Source organism: Pantoea sp. SM3640, assembly GCF_015654165.1.
Lineage (GTDB): Bacteria > Pseudomonadota > Gammaproteobacteria > Enterobacterales > Enterobacteriaceae > Pantoea > Pantoea vagans.
In genome coordinates this window covers 861,920-876,764 of sequence record NZ_CP064872.1, presented here as the reverse complement: position 1 = coordinate 876,764, position 14,845 = coordinate 861,920, and the positions used below count along the sequence as shown (strand labels likewise).

Sequence of the window (14,845 nt, the reverse complement as noted above, 5' to 3'; positions counted from 1 at the left end):
TCATTGTGTCTGCCTCTCACTCTCAACGTTTAAGTGAAATACGTCATCGCATTCTGACGCTGCTGCTCAACGAGCACGATCTGGTTGATGCTCTGCTGGAGAAATCCGGCGATCTCAATCCTGAACAGCAACGTGAAAATGCGGCCCAGCGTGATGCGCTGGAACAGGACATTCTGCAACTGCATGCCGCTGACCTCGCGGATATTCTCGAAGCCCTGCCCGAAGAGGAGCGTCAGGCGCTGTGGCGGCTGGTGCCAAATGAGCGGCGCGGCCATGTACTGGTTGAAGCCTCTGAAACGGTCTGGGCCAGCCTCACCGAGGAGATGAGCGATCGCGATATTCTGCGAGCTATCCAGCCGCTGGATATCGACGACCAGGTCTGGCTGGCGCGTTATCTGCCGCGTGACCTGACCGGACGCCTGCTGGCAACCGTGGAGCCTGCTCTACGCGCCCGCATGCTCGATATGGTGCAGCTCGACCGCGATCGCGTGGGCCGGGTGATGGATTTCAATATCCTGACGGTGCGCGACGATGTCACGCTGGCAACGGTGCAGCGTTTTCTGCGTAAGCGTAAAGACATGCCAGGCGGCACGGATAAGCTGTTTATCACCAATAAAGACAATCAGCTGCTGGGCGAGCTGATGCTGACAGATATCCTGCTTAACAAACCTAAAACCCTGGTGAGCGACGTCATGAATGCGCGCCCGACCACCTTCCAGCTCAACGATAAGGCCGAAGACGCCGCCAGCGCCTTTGAGCGTTATAACCTGATCTCTGCCGCCGTCACTGACGCAAAAGGAAAACTGATTGGCCGTGTCACCATTGAAGACATCATCGACCTGGTCAACGCCGAAAACGAAAGCAACATCCGTAAAATGGGCGGTATCAGTCAGGAAGAGGATGTTTTCGCGCCGGTGCGTAAATCGGTGCGTAAACGCTGGGCCTGGCTGGCGATTAATCTCTGTACCGCTTTTGTCGCCTCGCGCGTTATCGGGCTGTTTGAAGGGACGATTTCGCAGATCGTCGCGCTGGCAACCCTGATGCCCATTGTCGCGGGTATCGGCGGCAACACCGGTAACCAGACCATCACCATGATTGTGCGGGCGCTAGCCTTACATCAGGTTGAACCGGGAAATTTCTCTTTCCTGATCGTCCGTGAGCTTGGCGTGGCGCTGATCAACGGCCTGTTCTGGGGCGGCATCATGGGCGGCATTACCTGGCTCATGTATGACAATATGGCACTGGGCGGCGTCATGATGCTGGCCATGGCGCTGAACCTGCTGCTGGCCGCGCTGATGGGCGTGCTGGTGCCGCTGGTGATGACCAAAATGAAGCGCGATCCGGCCGTGGGTTCCAGCGTGTTGATCACCGCGCTGACCGATACCGGCGGCTTCTTTATCTTCCTGGGATTGGCAACGATCTTCCTGCTGCCGCACTGATTAGCTGCGAAGGCCGTAACGTTGCAGCGACCCGTTAAGATTGCGCTGTCGCGTCACCTGTGCCAGCTCACGGGTGGCCGCAGGCAGCGTATAATTACCGCGCTGGCTCAGCCACTCCAGTACATCCGACAGGTGCCAGATGGCGGTTTTACCATCATGCACCGGCAGCGGAAATGGCGGGCGGTGGCTGAGCATCAGCTTACGCATATTCTGTCGCGTCATGCCGATGATCTCCGCCACATCTGTCAGGCCCACAAAATCGGGGGCTGCTTCCACCAGCGTGGCGCCCGGTATCGCGCGCATTACATCCTCTTCCGCCTGCCTTAATACGTCCGTTGCAGAGTCAGACTCCCTGGTGAACTCCAGTGCAATTCGTCCAGGCATCCCCAGACCGATCAGCGCATCGTCACAGCCTGCTGCTGCCAGCGTTTCCAGCATCTCATCCACCGGCGCATGCCCTTCCGGCAGGCTGAACCGTAGCGTAAAACAATATTCCATATGCCTCTCCTTGTGCTGTCTCAGGACTTCAGATTGTGACAGTTATCGACCACGCGCCGCAGCGCACGGGCATGATGATGTACGTTTTTTGGTGTGCTCCAGATACAGGTCAGACAGAACTCCCCGCATCGGCACATCAACAGATTTTTCGGGCAGTACATTTTGCCCCAGGCATGATGGCCTCAGGTAACCACCAGCCAGCCGTGGGATTCGGCGTAACGTAACGCCATCTCTATCTCTTTACCGGGATGCCGCTTCCTTGCCATATGTGCCCCTATGCTGACGCCGAATGAATGAGTTGTCAACTGACAACTAAATGAATATTTCTTAATATGGCTCAGCATGCGGAGACTTTTTCTCGCAGTAAAACAGTCAGGGTATAAACTGGAAAACGTCACGCAAAAAACGATCGGCAGCAGTAACGATAATTATTGGAGGCAATATGTTTAAAGCAGAGGATTTTGTTCAGTCGAAAACCGGCGGCCCTAAAATGCAGGTGCTCCGCGTAGAAGGCGACACCCTGTGGTGCGCGCGCATTGATGATGCGGCGAAGAAAGAGATTGAAGTGAAGGCAGAGAGCGTCAACCTCTATCATGAAGAAGGTGACTTTGGCGTGTGCTGAGGCAAAACGGCCCCTGACGGGGCCATATTGTCAGGGCTTGTCCTGCTGAAGATTGTCGTTGCCCAGACCGCCAATAAACGGCAGCCGCAGCCGGAATGGCGAAAAATCGAGTCCCATGTTCAGACCCAGCAGGTTCATTTCAAATCCCTCTTCTGCACCCAGTGTCACGCCCGCCACGCCCAGAATCGACACCTGCACACCGCGCCCGGATGGCGGCAGCCCGACAGGACGCCACAGTGGCCGGTAATCTTTGCCCAGCGCATTGGCGGGGAGATCCAGCCTCAGAGCGGGCACTTCACGGCCAATGTGTGCCAGGAAGGTGTTGCTGTTCGGTCCAGGCCACGCACGATAGGTTGTCGGCCACGGATACGATTTAATGGCGGCTTCTATCTGTGGGATCATCGCCTCGGCTTCCGGTCCGCGATGCTCCACCAGCAGCCGCGGTTTTGCGCCATACCAGTAACCATCCGGCAGGTTGCTGTTGCGGCGGACCTTATCACCACTGCCCCAGCTAATCACTTCATAGCGCGTGTAGCGTGTTTCACCCGCACGCTTGAAGATGATCCACGGATGCACCGCCACCCGCCCTTTCCAGCCATAGGTCGGCGCGGCATAGACCTGCACGATAGCCAGGCTATATAAAGCGCGCGGATCGGGCGCTATGCCAGCCGAATCACGCCGGGCAGTCGCCCAGCCACCTGACTCTGAACTTTCGCCGTGACGCGTTGCCTGCGCAATGCTGGCTCCGAGCGATAACAGCAGTACGGCAACAAAAAACAGGCTGAACACTTTCAGTGAGAGCATGACAACATTCCTGGTGACGTAAGAATCACGAAATGCCTGATCAGCAGGCGGTTTCAGTAAGTGGTGGCATTGGGATAGATCGGTGAAAGCGGGACACAGCTGAAGTGAAGTGCAGCTTTTACTGCATGGAGGATAGCGTAATTCCCGGCAATGTGAACAGAAAACCGCCAGATGGCTATCCGGATGTGCCGAAAGGTTAAAGCGGGGAGTCTGCGTGTGTTTCAGGCAATAAAAAACCCGCTGGAAGCGGGTTTTTTAGGCATCAGGGTTTAATCGGCGCGAACCGGTTTATTCCCACTCAATCGTCGCCGGTGGCTTACCGCTGATGTCATACACTACACGGGAAATACCGTCGACTTCATTGATGATGCGGTTAGAGACGCGGCCCAGGAAATCATACGGCAGGTGCGCCCAGTGTGCGGTCATAAAGTCGATGGTTTCTACCGCGCGGAGCGAGACAACCCAGTCATATTTACGGCCATCACCCATCACGCCGACCGAACGAACCGGCAGGAAGACGGTGAATGCCTGGCTGACTTTGTTGTAGAGATCCGCTTTGTGCAGCTCTTCGATGAAGATAGCATCGGCACGACGCAGCAGGTCGCAATACTCTTTCTTCACTTCGCCCAGTACGCGCACGCCCAGACCCGGACCCGGGAACGGATGGCGGAACAGCATGTCGTATGGCAGGCCCAGCTCCAGACCAATCTTACGCACTTCGTCTTTGAACAGCTCTTTCAGCGGCTCAACCAGGCCCATCTTCATCTCTTTCGGCAGACCACCCACGTTGTGGTGCGACTTGATGACGTGCGCTTTACCGGTGGCAGACGCCGCCGATTCAATCACGTCCGGATAGATGGTGCCCTGCGCCAGCCACTTCACGTCCTGCAGCTTCAGCGCTTCTTCGTCGAACACTTCCACAAAGACGCGACCAATGGTTTTACGCTTGGCTTCAGGTTCATCAATACCCGCCAGCGCATCCAGGAAGCGCATTTCAGCCGGTATATGGATGATGTTCAGACCAAAGTGGTCGCCAAACATATCCATCACCTGCTGTGCTTCGTTCAGACGCAGCAGGCCGTTATCCACAAACACGCAGGTCAGGCGGTCACCAATGGCGCGATGCAGCAGCATTGCGGTCACAGAGGAGTCCACGCCACCTGACAGACCGAGGATCACTTTGTCGTTACCCACCTGCTCACGCAGGCGCTCAACGGCATCTTCAATGATTTTGGCAGGGGTCCACAGGGCTTCACATTCACAGATGTCGATGATGAAGCGCTCGAGCATCCGCAGACCCTGGCGGGTGTGGGTCACTTCCGGGTGGAACTGCACGCCGTAGAAACGCTTCTCTTCGTTGGCCATGATAGCGAACGGACAGCTTTCTGTGCTGGCAACGGTCACGAAGTCAGCCGGGATCGCCGTGACTTTGTCGCCGTGGCTCATCCAGACATCCAGCAGCGGTTTACCCGCAGCGCTAATCGCATCTTCGATGTCGCGAACCAGCGCGCTTGGCGTGGTGACTTCGACCTGCGCATAACCAAATTCGCGCTCATTTGATCCTGAAACGGTGCCGCCCAGCTGCATCGCCATGGTCTGCATACCGTAGCAGACACCCAGCACCGGCACGCCAGCGCTGAAGACATATTCAGGTGCACGCGGGCTGTTCAGCTCGGTGGTGCTTTCCGGGCCGCCGGAAAGGATGATGCCGCTTGGGTTGAACTGGCGGATCTGCTCTTCGGTGACATCCCATGCCCAGAGTTCACAGTAAACGCCGAGTTCGCGCACGCGGCGGGCAACCAGCTGAGTATATTGTGAGCCGAAATCGAGAATCAGAATGCGGTGCTTATGGATATTTTCCGTCGTCATTGAGGGGTTTCCAGAACGGTGACTTGATCAATAAAAGCGCCCGGCTGAAGCCGGGCGGGAAATCGGGATTATGAACCCATGCGGTAGTTCGGTGACTCTTTGGTGATGGTCACATCATGCACGTGGCTCTCATTGATGCCTGCGCCGCTGATGCGGACAAATTCCGCTTTGGTGCGCAGGTCGTCAATGGTCGGGCAACCGGTCAGGCCCATGCACGAACGCAGGCCACCCATCTGCTGATGTACGATCTCTTTCAGACGACCTTTATAGGCAACGCGGCCTTCGATGCCTTCCGGCACCAGTTTGTCAGCGGCATTATCGGTCTGGAAGTAACGGTCAGAAGAGCCTTTGGACATCGCGCCCAGTGAACCCATACCGCGATAGGATTTGAACGAACGGCCCTGATAGAGTTCGATCTCGCCCGGTGACTCTTCGGTCCCCGCCAGCATCGAACCGACCATCACACAGGAAGCACCGGCGGCGATCGCTTTCGCAATGTCACCAGAGAAACGGATGCCGCCATCGGCGATAACCGGAATACCGGTGCCTTCCAGCGCGGTCACAGCGTCAGAGACGGCAGTGATCTGCGGAACGCCCACGCCGGTTACGATACGGGTCGTACAGATAGAGCCAGGACCGATACCCACTTTAACAGCGCTGACGCCTGCCGCGACCAGCGCCAGAGCGCCAGCGCCGGTAGCGACGTTGCCGCCGACGATTTCAAGGTCAGGATATTTGGCACGGGTTTCACGGATACGTGACAGGACACCTTCAGAGTGGCCGTGTGAAGAGTCGATCAGCAGCACGTCAACGCCCGCAGCGACCAGCGCATCGATACGCTCTTCGTTACCGGCACCCGCGCCTACTGCCGCACCCACACGCAGACGACCCTGCGCATCTTTACAGGCGTTAGGTTTACGTTCGGCTTTCTGGAAGTCTTTAACAGTGATCATGCCCAGCAAATGGAAGCTGTCATCCACCACCAGCGCTTTCTCAACGCGCTTCTCATGCATTTTCTGCAGCACGACGTCGCGTGCTTCGCCCTCTTTCACCGTCACCAGACGATCTTTCGGGGTCATAACCGCAGAGACCGGCTGAGAAAGGTCCGTTACAAAGCGGACGTCACGACCGGTGATGATACCGACCAGTTCGTTGTCGAGGTTAACAACCGGATAGCCCGCAAAGCCGTTGCGCTCGGTCAGCGCTTTAACGTCAGCCAGTGGCGTGGTTGGCAGCACGGTCTGCGGATCGGTAACCACGCCGCTCTCATGTTTCTTCACCTTGCGCACTTCATCCGCCTGGCGTTCAATCGACATGTTTTTGTGGATGAAGCCAAGGCCGCCTTCCTGTGCCAGCGCAATCGCCAGACCCGCTTCGGTCACGGTATCCATGGCAGCGGAGAGCATAGGAATATTCAAACGGATATTTTTGGTCAGCTGAGTGCTGAGATCGGCCGTATTAGGCAGGACGGTGGAGTGAGCAGGAACGAGCAGAACGTCGTCAAAAGTGAGTGCTTCTTTAGCGATTCTTAACATGGCAATACTCCACCTCGGGTGATTGAGATTAGATAAAATATTGCCGCGGCATTATACAGGCCGTAATCGATTGCCTCCAGCATTATTTACGAAAAACTCTTGATCCGCACTGACAGCCCTGTAGTATCGATGAATTAACCTGCTGATTTGGAATTTGATCTTCGTCACATGTCGCTGCCATCTACCGCCAATATTTTTACCGTCAGCCGTCTCAATACGACAGTGCGTCAGCTGCTGGAGAAAGAGATGGGCCTGGTCTGGATCAGCGCCGAGATCTCCAACTTCACGCAACCGGCCTCCGGTCACTGGTACTTCACGCTGAAAGATGATGGCGCTCAGGTTCGCTGTGCCATGTTCCGCAACAGCAACCGTCGCGTCACCTTTCGGCCGCAGCATGGTCAGCAGGTACTGGTTCGCGCCAACATCACGCTCTATGAACCTCGCGGTGACTATCAGCTGATTGCTGAAAGCATGCATCCGGCGGGTGAAGGCCTGCTGCAACAGCAGTTTGAACTGCTGAAAGCAAAGCTGGCGAGCGAAGGCTTGTTTGAGCCGCAGCATAAGCAACCGCTGCCGGAACCGGCGCGTCAGGTCGGGGTGATCACCTCCTCCACCGGCGCAGCGCTGCACGATGTGTTACGCGTGCTGCATCGCCGTGATCCCTCCCTGCCTGTAGTCATCTACCCGACTGTGGTACAGGGCGTCGATGCGCCAGCCGCTATCGTCCGGGCGATTGAAATTGCCAACCTGCGCAATGAGTGCGATGTGTTAATCGTCGGGCGCGGCGGCGGTTCGCTGGAAGATTTATGGAGCTTTAACGACGAACGCGTGGCGCGTGCCATTTTTGCCAGCCGCATTCCTGTCGTCAGCGCCGTCGGTCATGAAACGGATGTCACCATCGCGGACTTCGTCGCCGATTTACGCGCCCCTACCCCTTCAGCAGCCGCAGAAATCGTCAGCCGGAACCAGCTGGAGCTGCTGCGCCAGTTGCAATCGCAGCAACAGCGGCTGGAGATGGCGATGGATTACTATCTGGCGCGCCAGCAGCGGCTTTACACGCGTCTTGAACATCGCCTGCAGCAGCAGCATCCACAGCTGCGTCTGGCCCGTCAGCAGACCGCCCTGTTCCGCCTGCAGCAGCGTCTGGGTGAAGCGATGGAAACCCGCCTGCGTCAGGCCACACGTCAGCAGGATCGCCTGGCGCATCGGCTCAACGCTCAACAGCCGCAGCAGCGTCTGTTCCAGGCGCAAAAACAGCTGCAAAGCTGGCACTATCGCCTGCAGCAGAGCATGGCAACACAGCTGAGCAATAATAAACAGCAGTTTGGTCAGTTGGTCGCACAGCTCGAAGGTGTCAGCCCGCTGGCGACGCTCGCGCGTGGTTTTAGCGTGACCACCGACACCGCCGGTCAGGTGGTGAAGAAAACCGCACAGCTGCAGAGCGGCGACCTGCTGCGCACCCGTCTGGATGATGGCTGGGTTGAAAGCCAGGTGACACAGCTGTTACCTGAGAAAAAGCGCCGCCGTAAAACCGCTTCCTGACGCTCTCCGCCAGCTCACACTTCTCCACTTAACGCTGGCCTCATTCATGAGTTCTGTACAGCCTGATCGATTGTTTTTAGGGCTGATTTTTGCTGCCAAAAATTCTCATAGAACCCGTGAGAATGGTTGTCTGAAAAATAAGCGCCATCTCCAATCCGCCCCTGACACTGACTTTGCGCGCCACCTCACATTTTTCCATTTACCGCTGGCCTCGCTAATGAGGTCTAACCAGCCAGACGGGTCTATACTTTTGACTCATTCCTTTTTGCCAAGGAGTCTTACATGGCTTACTGCGTTATTCCTCCCTATATCCTTCGCAAGATCATCGCTCACAGTTCCGGCCACCAGCAGGAGCAGGCGCGCCGCACCCTGACGCACGTCCAGCACCTGATGGCGGAACACTGGCAAAAACCGACCGGCGTGAAAACAGCGGCGGGCGGTCATGTTGATCGTGAAATTTATGATGCGCAAAACCAGGAAACCCTGCCGGGTAAGCTGATTCGTCAGGAGGGCCAGCCGGGTAATGATGATGTCGCGGCTGAAGAAGCCTGGGACTACCTTGGCGTCACCTATGACTTCTTCTGGCAGGCGTATCAGCGTAATTCGCTGGATGGTCAGGGCCTGAAGTTGCTGGGTACCGTGCATTATGGTGAGAAATACCAGAACGCCTTCTGGAACGGTCAGCAGATGGTATTTGGCGATGGTGACGGCGAAATCTTTAATCGCTTTACCATTGCGATTGACGTTGTGGCCCACGAACTGGCACATGGCGTCACGGAAAACGAAGCCGGATTAATCTATTTTGAGCAGGCTGGCGCACTGAATGAGTCGCTGTCGGATGTCTTTGGCTCGCTGGTAAAACAGTTCAGCAAAAAGCAGCGTGCGGATGAAGCAGACTGGATTATTGGTGAAGGGCTGCTGGCGAAGGGTATTAACGGGCGTGGTCTGCGGTCGATGTCCGAACCCGGCACCGCCTACGACGACCCGCTGTTGGGCAAAGACCCGCAACCGGCCCACATGGATCACTATGTGAAAACCCGCGAAGACAATGGCGGCGTGCATATCAACTCCGGCATTCCTAACCGGGCTTTTTATCTGGCGGCCAAAGCGCTGGGTGGTCATGCGTGGGAACAGGCGGGATATGCCTGGTATGACACGGTGTGTGACGACGAACTGCCACAGGATGCAGATTTTAAAACCTTTGCTCGCTTCACCATTAAGCATGGCGAAAAGCGGTTTAACCCGTCAGTGAGCAGTGCCATTGAACAGGCGTGGAAGGAGGTTGGCGTGCTATGAGTGACCTGCCCGAACTCACCGATGATGCGACCATTGTCGTCGCGCGTGAAGGCGGCATGGCCTTTATTCCGGGGCTGCGTGCCGAACGTCGTTTTATGCTGGGCGAACTGCCACCCCCTGAAAAACAGCGCGTCTGCCACGCGCTTGAGCAGGCGATGCCGCTGGGCGAACCCGAGGAGAAAGCCGCACAGGTGGGCAGTGGCGACCAGCGTTATTTTCGCATCCAGATTCAGTATGCCACCCGCCGTGAGGCGGGCACCATTGTGCTGCTGATTCCGGAACAGATAGCCCCGCCTGAGCTAAAGGCGCTGTGGCACGACGGAAAATAAGCAAATAAAAAGGGCCGACAATGTCGGCCCGGAGACAGCTGATAATCTGATGTGAATTTAGCTGCAACGAATGAGCCTAAAGCGAAGGTAACACGGTCAGAGGAGGAAAGCGTCCCGCGCCATGGACGGCGCGGGCCGAGCAGTCATGGATGACGATTTTGCGACTTTCCGATCTGACCGTTTTCCCTGAGCATGCTCGGTTTTACAGCAAATGGGGTAAGACTTTTTCAAAAAAAGGGCCGACATTGTCGGCCCTTTTCTTTATGCGTTGTTACTTGCTGTCTGGCAGCGCGTAAGCAATCACGTAATCACCGCGGTCCGGTGACTGACGTGCGCCACCTGCCGAGATCAGGATGTACTGCTTACCATCTTTCGGTGAAACGTAGCTCATCGGGCCACCCTGACTGCCGACCGGCAGGCGTGCTTTCCACACCTCTTTACCGGTTGAAGAGTCAAAGGCGCGCAGATAGTAATCCTGCGTACCGGCGATGAACACCAGGCCGCCCTGTGTTGCCAGCGTACCGCCCAGCGTTGGCATGCCAACCGGCATTTTCACACGCATTTTGATGCCAAACGGACCGGTATCCTGCACAGTGCCGACCGGCACCTGCCAGACGATTTTCTGGGTTTTCAGATCAATCGCCGACAGCGTACCAAATGGCGGCTTCTGACAAGGAATGCCCAGCGGCGACATAAAGCGGTTTTTGTTCACAGCATATGGCGTGCCTTTCAGCGGAACGGCACCCATACCGGTGTTGATCGCTTCGCCGCCGTTGCTGCCACGGGCAATGTTGCTGGTATCCGCCGGGATCATCTGAACCCACAGGCCCAGACGCATGTCATTGACGAACAGCAGATGGTTATTCGGATCGATCGACATGCTGCCCCAGTTCATCCCGCCCAGCGAACCCGGGAAGCTCAGCGACTTGTCGGTGTCCGGCACGGTGAACAGGCCGTCGTAGCGCATCGATTTGAAGGCAACACGGCAGGCCAGCTGATCGAACGGCGTTGCACCCCACATGTCAGACTCTTTCAGCGTCTGGTTGCCAATCTGCGGCATACCGGTCGAGTGTGGCTGTGTTTTCGTGTACTGCTCGTTCGGGATATGACCCTGCGGCATCGGCAGTTCTTCGACTTTGGTCAGCGGCTTGCCGGTCATACGGTCAAGCACGAAGATCATGCCGGTTTTACCACCAATCACCACCGCTGGCGTGGTGCTGCCATCTTTCTGCGGGAAGTCGATCAGGCTTGGCTGCATCGGCAGGTCGAAGTCCCACAGATCGTTATGTACGGTCTGATAGACCCACTTCTCTTTACCGGTAGTCGCATCCAGTGCCAGCACTGAAGCACCGTATTTGTGATCCAGTTCGGTACGGTTCGCACCCCAGAGGTCAACCGAGGAACTACCCATCGGGATGAACACCGTGTTCATTGCCGGGTCGTACGACATCGGCGCCCAGGAGTTTGGCGTACTGCGGGTATAATCTTTACCCGGCATCAGAATCGCATTCGGGTCTACATTGCCTGGGTCAAACGCCCAGCGCATTTTACCGGTGATAACGTCAAAGCCACGCAGCACACCACCTGGCATATCGGTCTGCACGTTATCTGCGACACGACCACCCACCACGACGGTAGTGCCCGCCAGCGTTGGCGCTGACGTCAGCTGATACTGTGGATCCGGTGCCTGGCCCAGTCCCGCTTTAAGATCAACGATGCCGTGATCGCCGAAGTTTTCACAGAACTCACCGTTGTCGGCGTTAATCGCAATCAGACGCGCGTCGATGGTGTTCATCAGAATTCGACGCTGGCAGCTGTCACCGGCTGGCAGCACAGCAGCAGGTACAGGTGAAGAGCCCGGCTTATCCGGCTGTTGCAGCGGTTTGGTTGCGTCAAAATAAGCCAGACCACGGCAGCGTGGCCAGACTTCTGCTTTGGCATTGATTTCACGTTTCCAGATCTGCTTACCGCTGTTGGCTTCAACCGCGATGACGTTGTTGTGCGGCGTACAGAGGTAAAGGGTATTGCCAATCTGCAACGGTGTCTGCTGATCTTCCGCACCGTTACCGGTCGGGCTGACAGGCGTATCACCGGTGTGGAAGGTCCAGGCGACCTGCAGATCTTTCACGTTGTCGCGGGTGATTTGGTCCAGCGCCACAAAGCGGCTGCCCTGCGGGGTATTACCGTAGTTATCCCAGTCTTTCTGCTGTTTCGCTTTATCAACCGGGATCAGTGGCAGCTCTTCGCCGGTCGCTGCAACGGTAGGATGTGGCTGGAACATCTGCACCAGCGTCACCACCATGCCTGCCGCCAGCAGCGCAGAGAAGGCGTATGAAGGTTTTGCCAGTGAGTGCTTACCTTCGTGCTTACGCAGTGAAGGCCAGATCAGGAAGGCCAGCAGCATCAGTCCGGCTGGTACCATCAGGCGCGAAATCAGTGGCCAGAACTCCAGACCCGCATCGAACAGCGACCAGATCAGGGTGCCGACAAAGACCAGCAGGAACAGAACCACTGCCGATGATTTGCGACGGAAGAATTGAATTGCGGAGAGTACAGTGACGATACCCGCAATTAAGAAGTACCAGCTACCGCCAAGGGCTACCAGTTTGCCGCCGCCAATGGCAAAAAACAGACCGGTGGCAAGTAGCACCAGTCCGAGCAGCACAGATGCGATTCCCAGCCCCTTTCCGGAGCGGGAGGATGTTTCAGCCATAACACTTACTCTCCTGAATAAACAGAGCATCCGGACAGATGCCATCCGGACTCTGGCGCGTTATGCACGTCCGCGCAGAGCATTGCTCTGTTTCAAATCGAATATAAACAGACCCGCGTCCGTGAGAATCTGTGGGCCGGAAGAGCACGGATGTGGCTGACCCCTCCCACGACGCGGCAGGATTGTACCACCTGGTACATTACAGAGTGAACATATACAACGCGTTTGTTACGGCGTAATAGCATTTTTGCTACAAAAAAGGGCCAGGGGTCACGCTGCGTTATCTGACATTTTAAGCGTAGCTGAAAGCGAGGTCAGTGATCGGGTGGCTGGAAAAGTACGCGCTTGCGGGAGATCAGACCATGTCCGTTGCGGCAAAAATAGTCCACTGCGCCGCAGGCTTTCAGCACCTCAAGTGGCTGATGACACTCAGGACAGCAGGAATGCGTCGGGTAATGCGCTCCGCAGGCTGTGCAGGTAAATTCACCGTCGCTGAGCGACAGCGGTTGCTGACATTTTTCACAAAGTACACGCATTGTGTTCTCCCCTCACTGCGTTATTCAGCGCAAAAAAAAGAGGGCCAGATGGCCCTCATTTTATTAACGCTTATTCTTTTTCATATGCGCCATCAGACGCTTACGTTTACGCTGCTGCGTTGGCGTCAGCAGGTTACGTTTGCCTTCATAAGGGTTATCACCCTCTTTGAACTGAATGCGAATTGGCGTTCCCATCACGTTAAGTGATTTACGGAAATAGTTCATCAGGTAGCGTTTATAAGAATCTGGCAGATCCTTAACCTGGTTACCATGGATCACCACGATAGGCGGGTTATAGCCACCAGCATGCGCGTATTTAAGCTTAACGCGACGACCGCGTACCAGCGGCGGCTGGTGATCGTCTGCCGCCATGTTCATGATGCGGGTCAGCAGCGAGGTGTTAACGCGTCGGGTCGAACAGTCATAGGCTTCTGTGATCGACTCAAACAGATTACCCACGCCGCTGCCGTGTAGCGCAGAGATAAAGTGGATGCGGGCGAAATCGATAAAGCCCAGACGGAAATCCAGCGTCTCTTTCACTTCATCACGCACTTCCTGCGACAGGCCATCCCATTTGTTGACCACAATCACCAGCGAGCGACCACTGTTAAGAATGAAGCCCAGCAGCGAGAGATCCTGATCGGAAATACCGGCATGGGCATCAATCACCAGCATCACGACGTTGGCATCTTCAATCGCCTGCAGTGTCTTGATTACCGAGAATTTCTCAACGGTGTCAGAGATTTTGGCACGCTTACGCACGCCTGCGGTGTCGATCAGAACGTATTCACGTCCATCACGCTCCATCGGAATATAGATACTGTCGCGCGTGGTACCCGGCATATCGTAGACCACCACACGATCTTCGCCCAGGATGCGGTTAGTAAGCGTTGACTTACCTACGTTAGGACGGCCAACGATCGCCAGTTTGATTGGCAAGCCAGTCGGGTCGAAGTTTTCCTCTTCCTCTGCGGCTTCCTGCTCAGCAATCTCGTCAGCTTCAAGCGCAGCCCAGTAAGCCTGGTTCTCTTCTTCTTCAGTGAGCTCGACCGTCTCAGCTTCTTCCATCCACGGCAGCAGTGCCTCTTCTATCAGGCTGCTCACACCACGACCATGCGAGGCCGCAATGGCATGAATCTCACCCAGGCCCAGTGAATAGAAGTCGACAACCGCCTGATCCGGATCGAGTCCGTCAGTTTTGTTCGCCACCAGGAAAGTGGCTTTCTGACGCGAGCGGAGATGCTTAGCGATCTGCTGATCGGCGGCCATCATGCCCGCACGTGCATCGACCATAAACAGCACGACATCGGCTTCTTCAATCGCCAGCAGTGACTGCTCGGCCATCCGCGTTTCAACACCTTCTTCGGTGCCGTCGATACCACCGGTATCAATAACAATAAATTCGCGCCCTTCCACTTCGGCGCGACCATATTTGCGATCGCGAGTCAGTCCAGGAAAATCCGCTACCAGCGCATCACGTGTGCGGGTTAAGCGGTTAAATAGCGTAGATTTTCCCACATTGGGACGCCCAACCAGCGCGACCACAGGTACCATAACAAAATGCCTCAATAAATAATGAATCGCCCGAATGGCGTGATTATAACGGCTCTGGCCGCTAAGTTCAGGCTTAAGGCGCAAAGAATACCATGCCTGACTAAAAAC

The 14,845-nt window shown here is 56.0% G+C and carries 12 protein-coding genes and 1 pseudogene; 5 read left to right on the top strand and 8 right to left on the bottom strand.

Annotation, left to right across the window (positions count from 1 at the left end; translation table 11 throughout):
• The first annotated feature begins 5 nt into the window (after window positions 1-5).
• Complete coding sequence (gene mgtE, locus IV493_RS04125) at window positions 6-1,439, top strand: magnesium transporter (RefSeq protein ID WP_195857773.1); 1,434 nt, start codon at window positions 6-8, stop codon at window positions 1,437-1,439.
• Here the strand turns inward: mgtE and IV493_RS04120 are convergent, their stop codons facing one another.
• Complete coding sequence (locus IV493_RS04120; RefSeq protein WP_195857772.1) at window positions 1,440-1,937, bottom strand: AlpA family transcriptional regulator; 498 nt, start codon at window positions 1,935-1,937, stop codon at window positions 1,440-1,442. It abuts the gene before it with no gap.
• Between the two features lie 20 nt (window positions 1,938-1,957).
• A pseudogene (locus tag IV493_RS18520) lies at window positions 1,958-2,203 on the bottom strand (hypothetical protein).
• A gap of 176 nt (window positions 2,204-2,379) precedes the next feature.
• On the opposite strand from IV493_RS18520, the gene IV493_RS04115 reads away from it, so the two are divergent.
• A complete protein-coding gene (locus IV493_RS04115; protein WP_013358712.1) occupies window positions 2,380-2,559 on the top strand; it encodes a hypothetical protein in 180 nt (59 codons plus the stop codon).
• A 30-nt stretch (window positions 2,560-2,589) separates the two neighbouring features.
• Here IV493_RS04115 and IV493_RS04110 read toward each other — a convergent pair whose 3' ends face one another.
• The 3 genes from IV493_RS04110 to guaB form a co-directional block, all read right to left on the bottom strand.
• Entirely contained in the window at window positions 2,590-3,363 is a 774-nt protein-coding gene (locus IV493_RS04110) for a DUF3750 domain-containing protein (protein WP_013358713.1), read from the bottom strand.
• Window positions 3,364-3,651: 288 nt separating this feature from the next.
• Entirely contained in the window at window positions 3,652-5,232 is a 1,581-nt protein-coding gene (gene guaA / locus IV493_RS04105; RefSeq protein WP_095706801.1) for a glutamine-hydrolyzing GMP synthase, read from the bottom strand.
• Window positions 5,233-5,300: 68 nt separating this feature from the next.
• Window positions 5,301-6,767 (bottom strand): IMP dehydrogenase, encoded by a 1,467-nt coding sequence (gene guaB / locus IV493_RS04100; RefSeq protein WP_013358717.1) that lies wholly within the window; start codon window positions 6,765-6,767, stop codon window positions 5,301-5,303.
• A 168-nt stretch (window positions 6,768-6,935) separates the two neighbouring features.
• Here guaB and xseA point away from each other — a divergent pair, with 168 nt between their 5' ends.
• The 3 genes from xseA (at window position 6,936) to IV493_RS04085 (ending at window position 9,934) form a co-directional block, all read left to right on the top strand.
• A complete protein-coding gene (xseA, locus tag IV493_RS04095) occupies window positions 6,936-8,309 on the top strand; it encodes an exodeoxyribonuclease VII large subunit (protein WP_147789565.1) in 1,374 nt (457 codons plus the stop codon).
• Window positions 8,310-8,591: 282 nt separating this feature from the next.
• A complete protein-coding gene (locus tag IV493_RS04090) occupies window positions 8,592-9,605 on the top strand; it encodes a M4 family metallopeptidase (RefSeq protein ID WP_033733519.1) in 1,014 nt (337 codons plus the stop codon).
• On the top strand, window positions 9,602-9,934 hold the full coding sequence (locus IV493_RS04085; protein ID WP_033733520.1) for a protealysin inhibitor emfourin: 333 nt from the start codon (window positions 9,602-9,604) through the stop codon (window positions 9,932-9,934). Before IV493_RS04090 ends, IV493_RS04085 begins: the two co-directional genes overlap by 4 nt.
• A 271-nt stretch (window positions 9,935-10,205) precedes the next feature.
• Here IV493_RS04085 and IV493_RS04080 read toward each other — a convergent pair whose 3' ends face one another.
• The 3 genes from IV493_RS04080 to der form a co-directional block, all read right to left on the bottom strand.
• The gene (locus IV493_RS04080; protein ID WP_013358721.1) at window positions 10,206-12,647 is read right to left on the bottom strand and encodes a glucose/quinate/shikimate family membrane-bound PQQ-dependent dehydrogenase; all 2,442 of its coding nucleotides are present in this window, start codon (window positions 12,645-12,647) and stop codon (window positions 10,206-10,208) included.
• 314 nt (window positions 12,648-12,961) lie between these two features.
• Entirely contained in the window at window positions 12,962-13,183 is a 222-nt protein-coding gene (locus tag IV493_RS04075; RefSeq protein WP_195857771.1) for a zinc ribbon domain-containing protein, read from the bottom strand.
• Window positions 13,184-13,246: 63 nt separating this feature from the next.
• Window positions 13,247-14,737, bottom strand: a complete 1,491-nt coding sequence (gene der / locus IV493_RS04070; protein ID WP_013358723.1) for a ribosome biogenesis GTPase Der — start codon at window positions 14,735-14,737, stop codon at window positions 13,247-13,249.
• Window positions 14,738-14,845: the final 108 nt, after the last annotated feature.

Excerpts from the sequence above, each read along its gene's own strand:
- IV493_RS04075 (WP_195857771.1), bottom strand. The coding sequence starts at position 13,183 with ATGCGTGTACTTTGTGAAAAATGTCAGCAACCGCTGTCGCTCAGCGAC.
- IV493_RS04115 (WP_013358712.1), top strand. The coding sequence starts at position 2,380 with ATGTTTAAAGCAGAGGATTTTGTTCAGTCGAAAACCGGCGGCCCTAAA.
- IV493_RS04080 (WP_013358721.1), bottom strand. The coding sequence starts at position 12,647 with ATGGCTGAAACATCCTCCCGCTCCGGAAAGGGGCTGGGAATCGCATCT.
- xseA (WP_147789565.1), top strand. The coding sequence starts at position 6,936 with ATGTCGCTGCCATCTACCGCCAATATTTTTACCGTCAGCCGTCTCAAT.
- IV493_RS04090 (WP_033733519.1), top strand. The coding sequence starts at position 8,592 with ATGGCTTACTGCGTTATTCCTCCCTATATCCTTCGCAAGATCATCGCT.
- guaB (WP_013358717.1), bottom strand. The coding sequence starts at position 6,767 with ATGTTAAGAATCGCTAAAGAAGCACTCACTTTTGACGACGTTCTGCTC.
- IV493_RS04085 (WP_033733520.1), top strand. The coding sequence starts at position 9,602 with ATGAGTGACCTGCCCGAACTCACCGATGATGCGACCATTGTCGTCGCG.
- IV493_RS04110 (WP_013358713.1), bottom strand. The coding sequence starts at position 3,363 with ATGCTCTCACTGAAAGTGTTCAGCCTGTTTTTTGTTGCCGTACTGCTG.
- guaA (WP_095706801.1), bottom strand. The coding sequence starts at position 5,232 with ATGACGACGGAAAATATCCATAAGCACCGCATTCTGATTCTCGATTTC.
- IV493_RS04120 (WP_195857772.1), bottom strand. The coding sequence starts at position 1,937 with ATGGAATATTGTTTTACGCTACGGTTCAGCCTGCCGGAAGGGCATGCG.
- der (WP_013358723.1), bottom strand. The coding sequence starts at position 14,737 with ATGGTACCTGTGGTCGCGCTGGTTGGGCGTCCCAATGTGGGAAAATCT.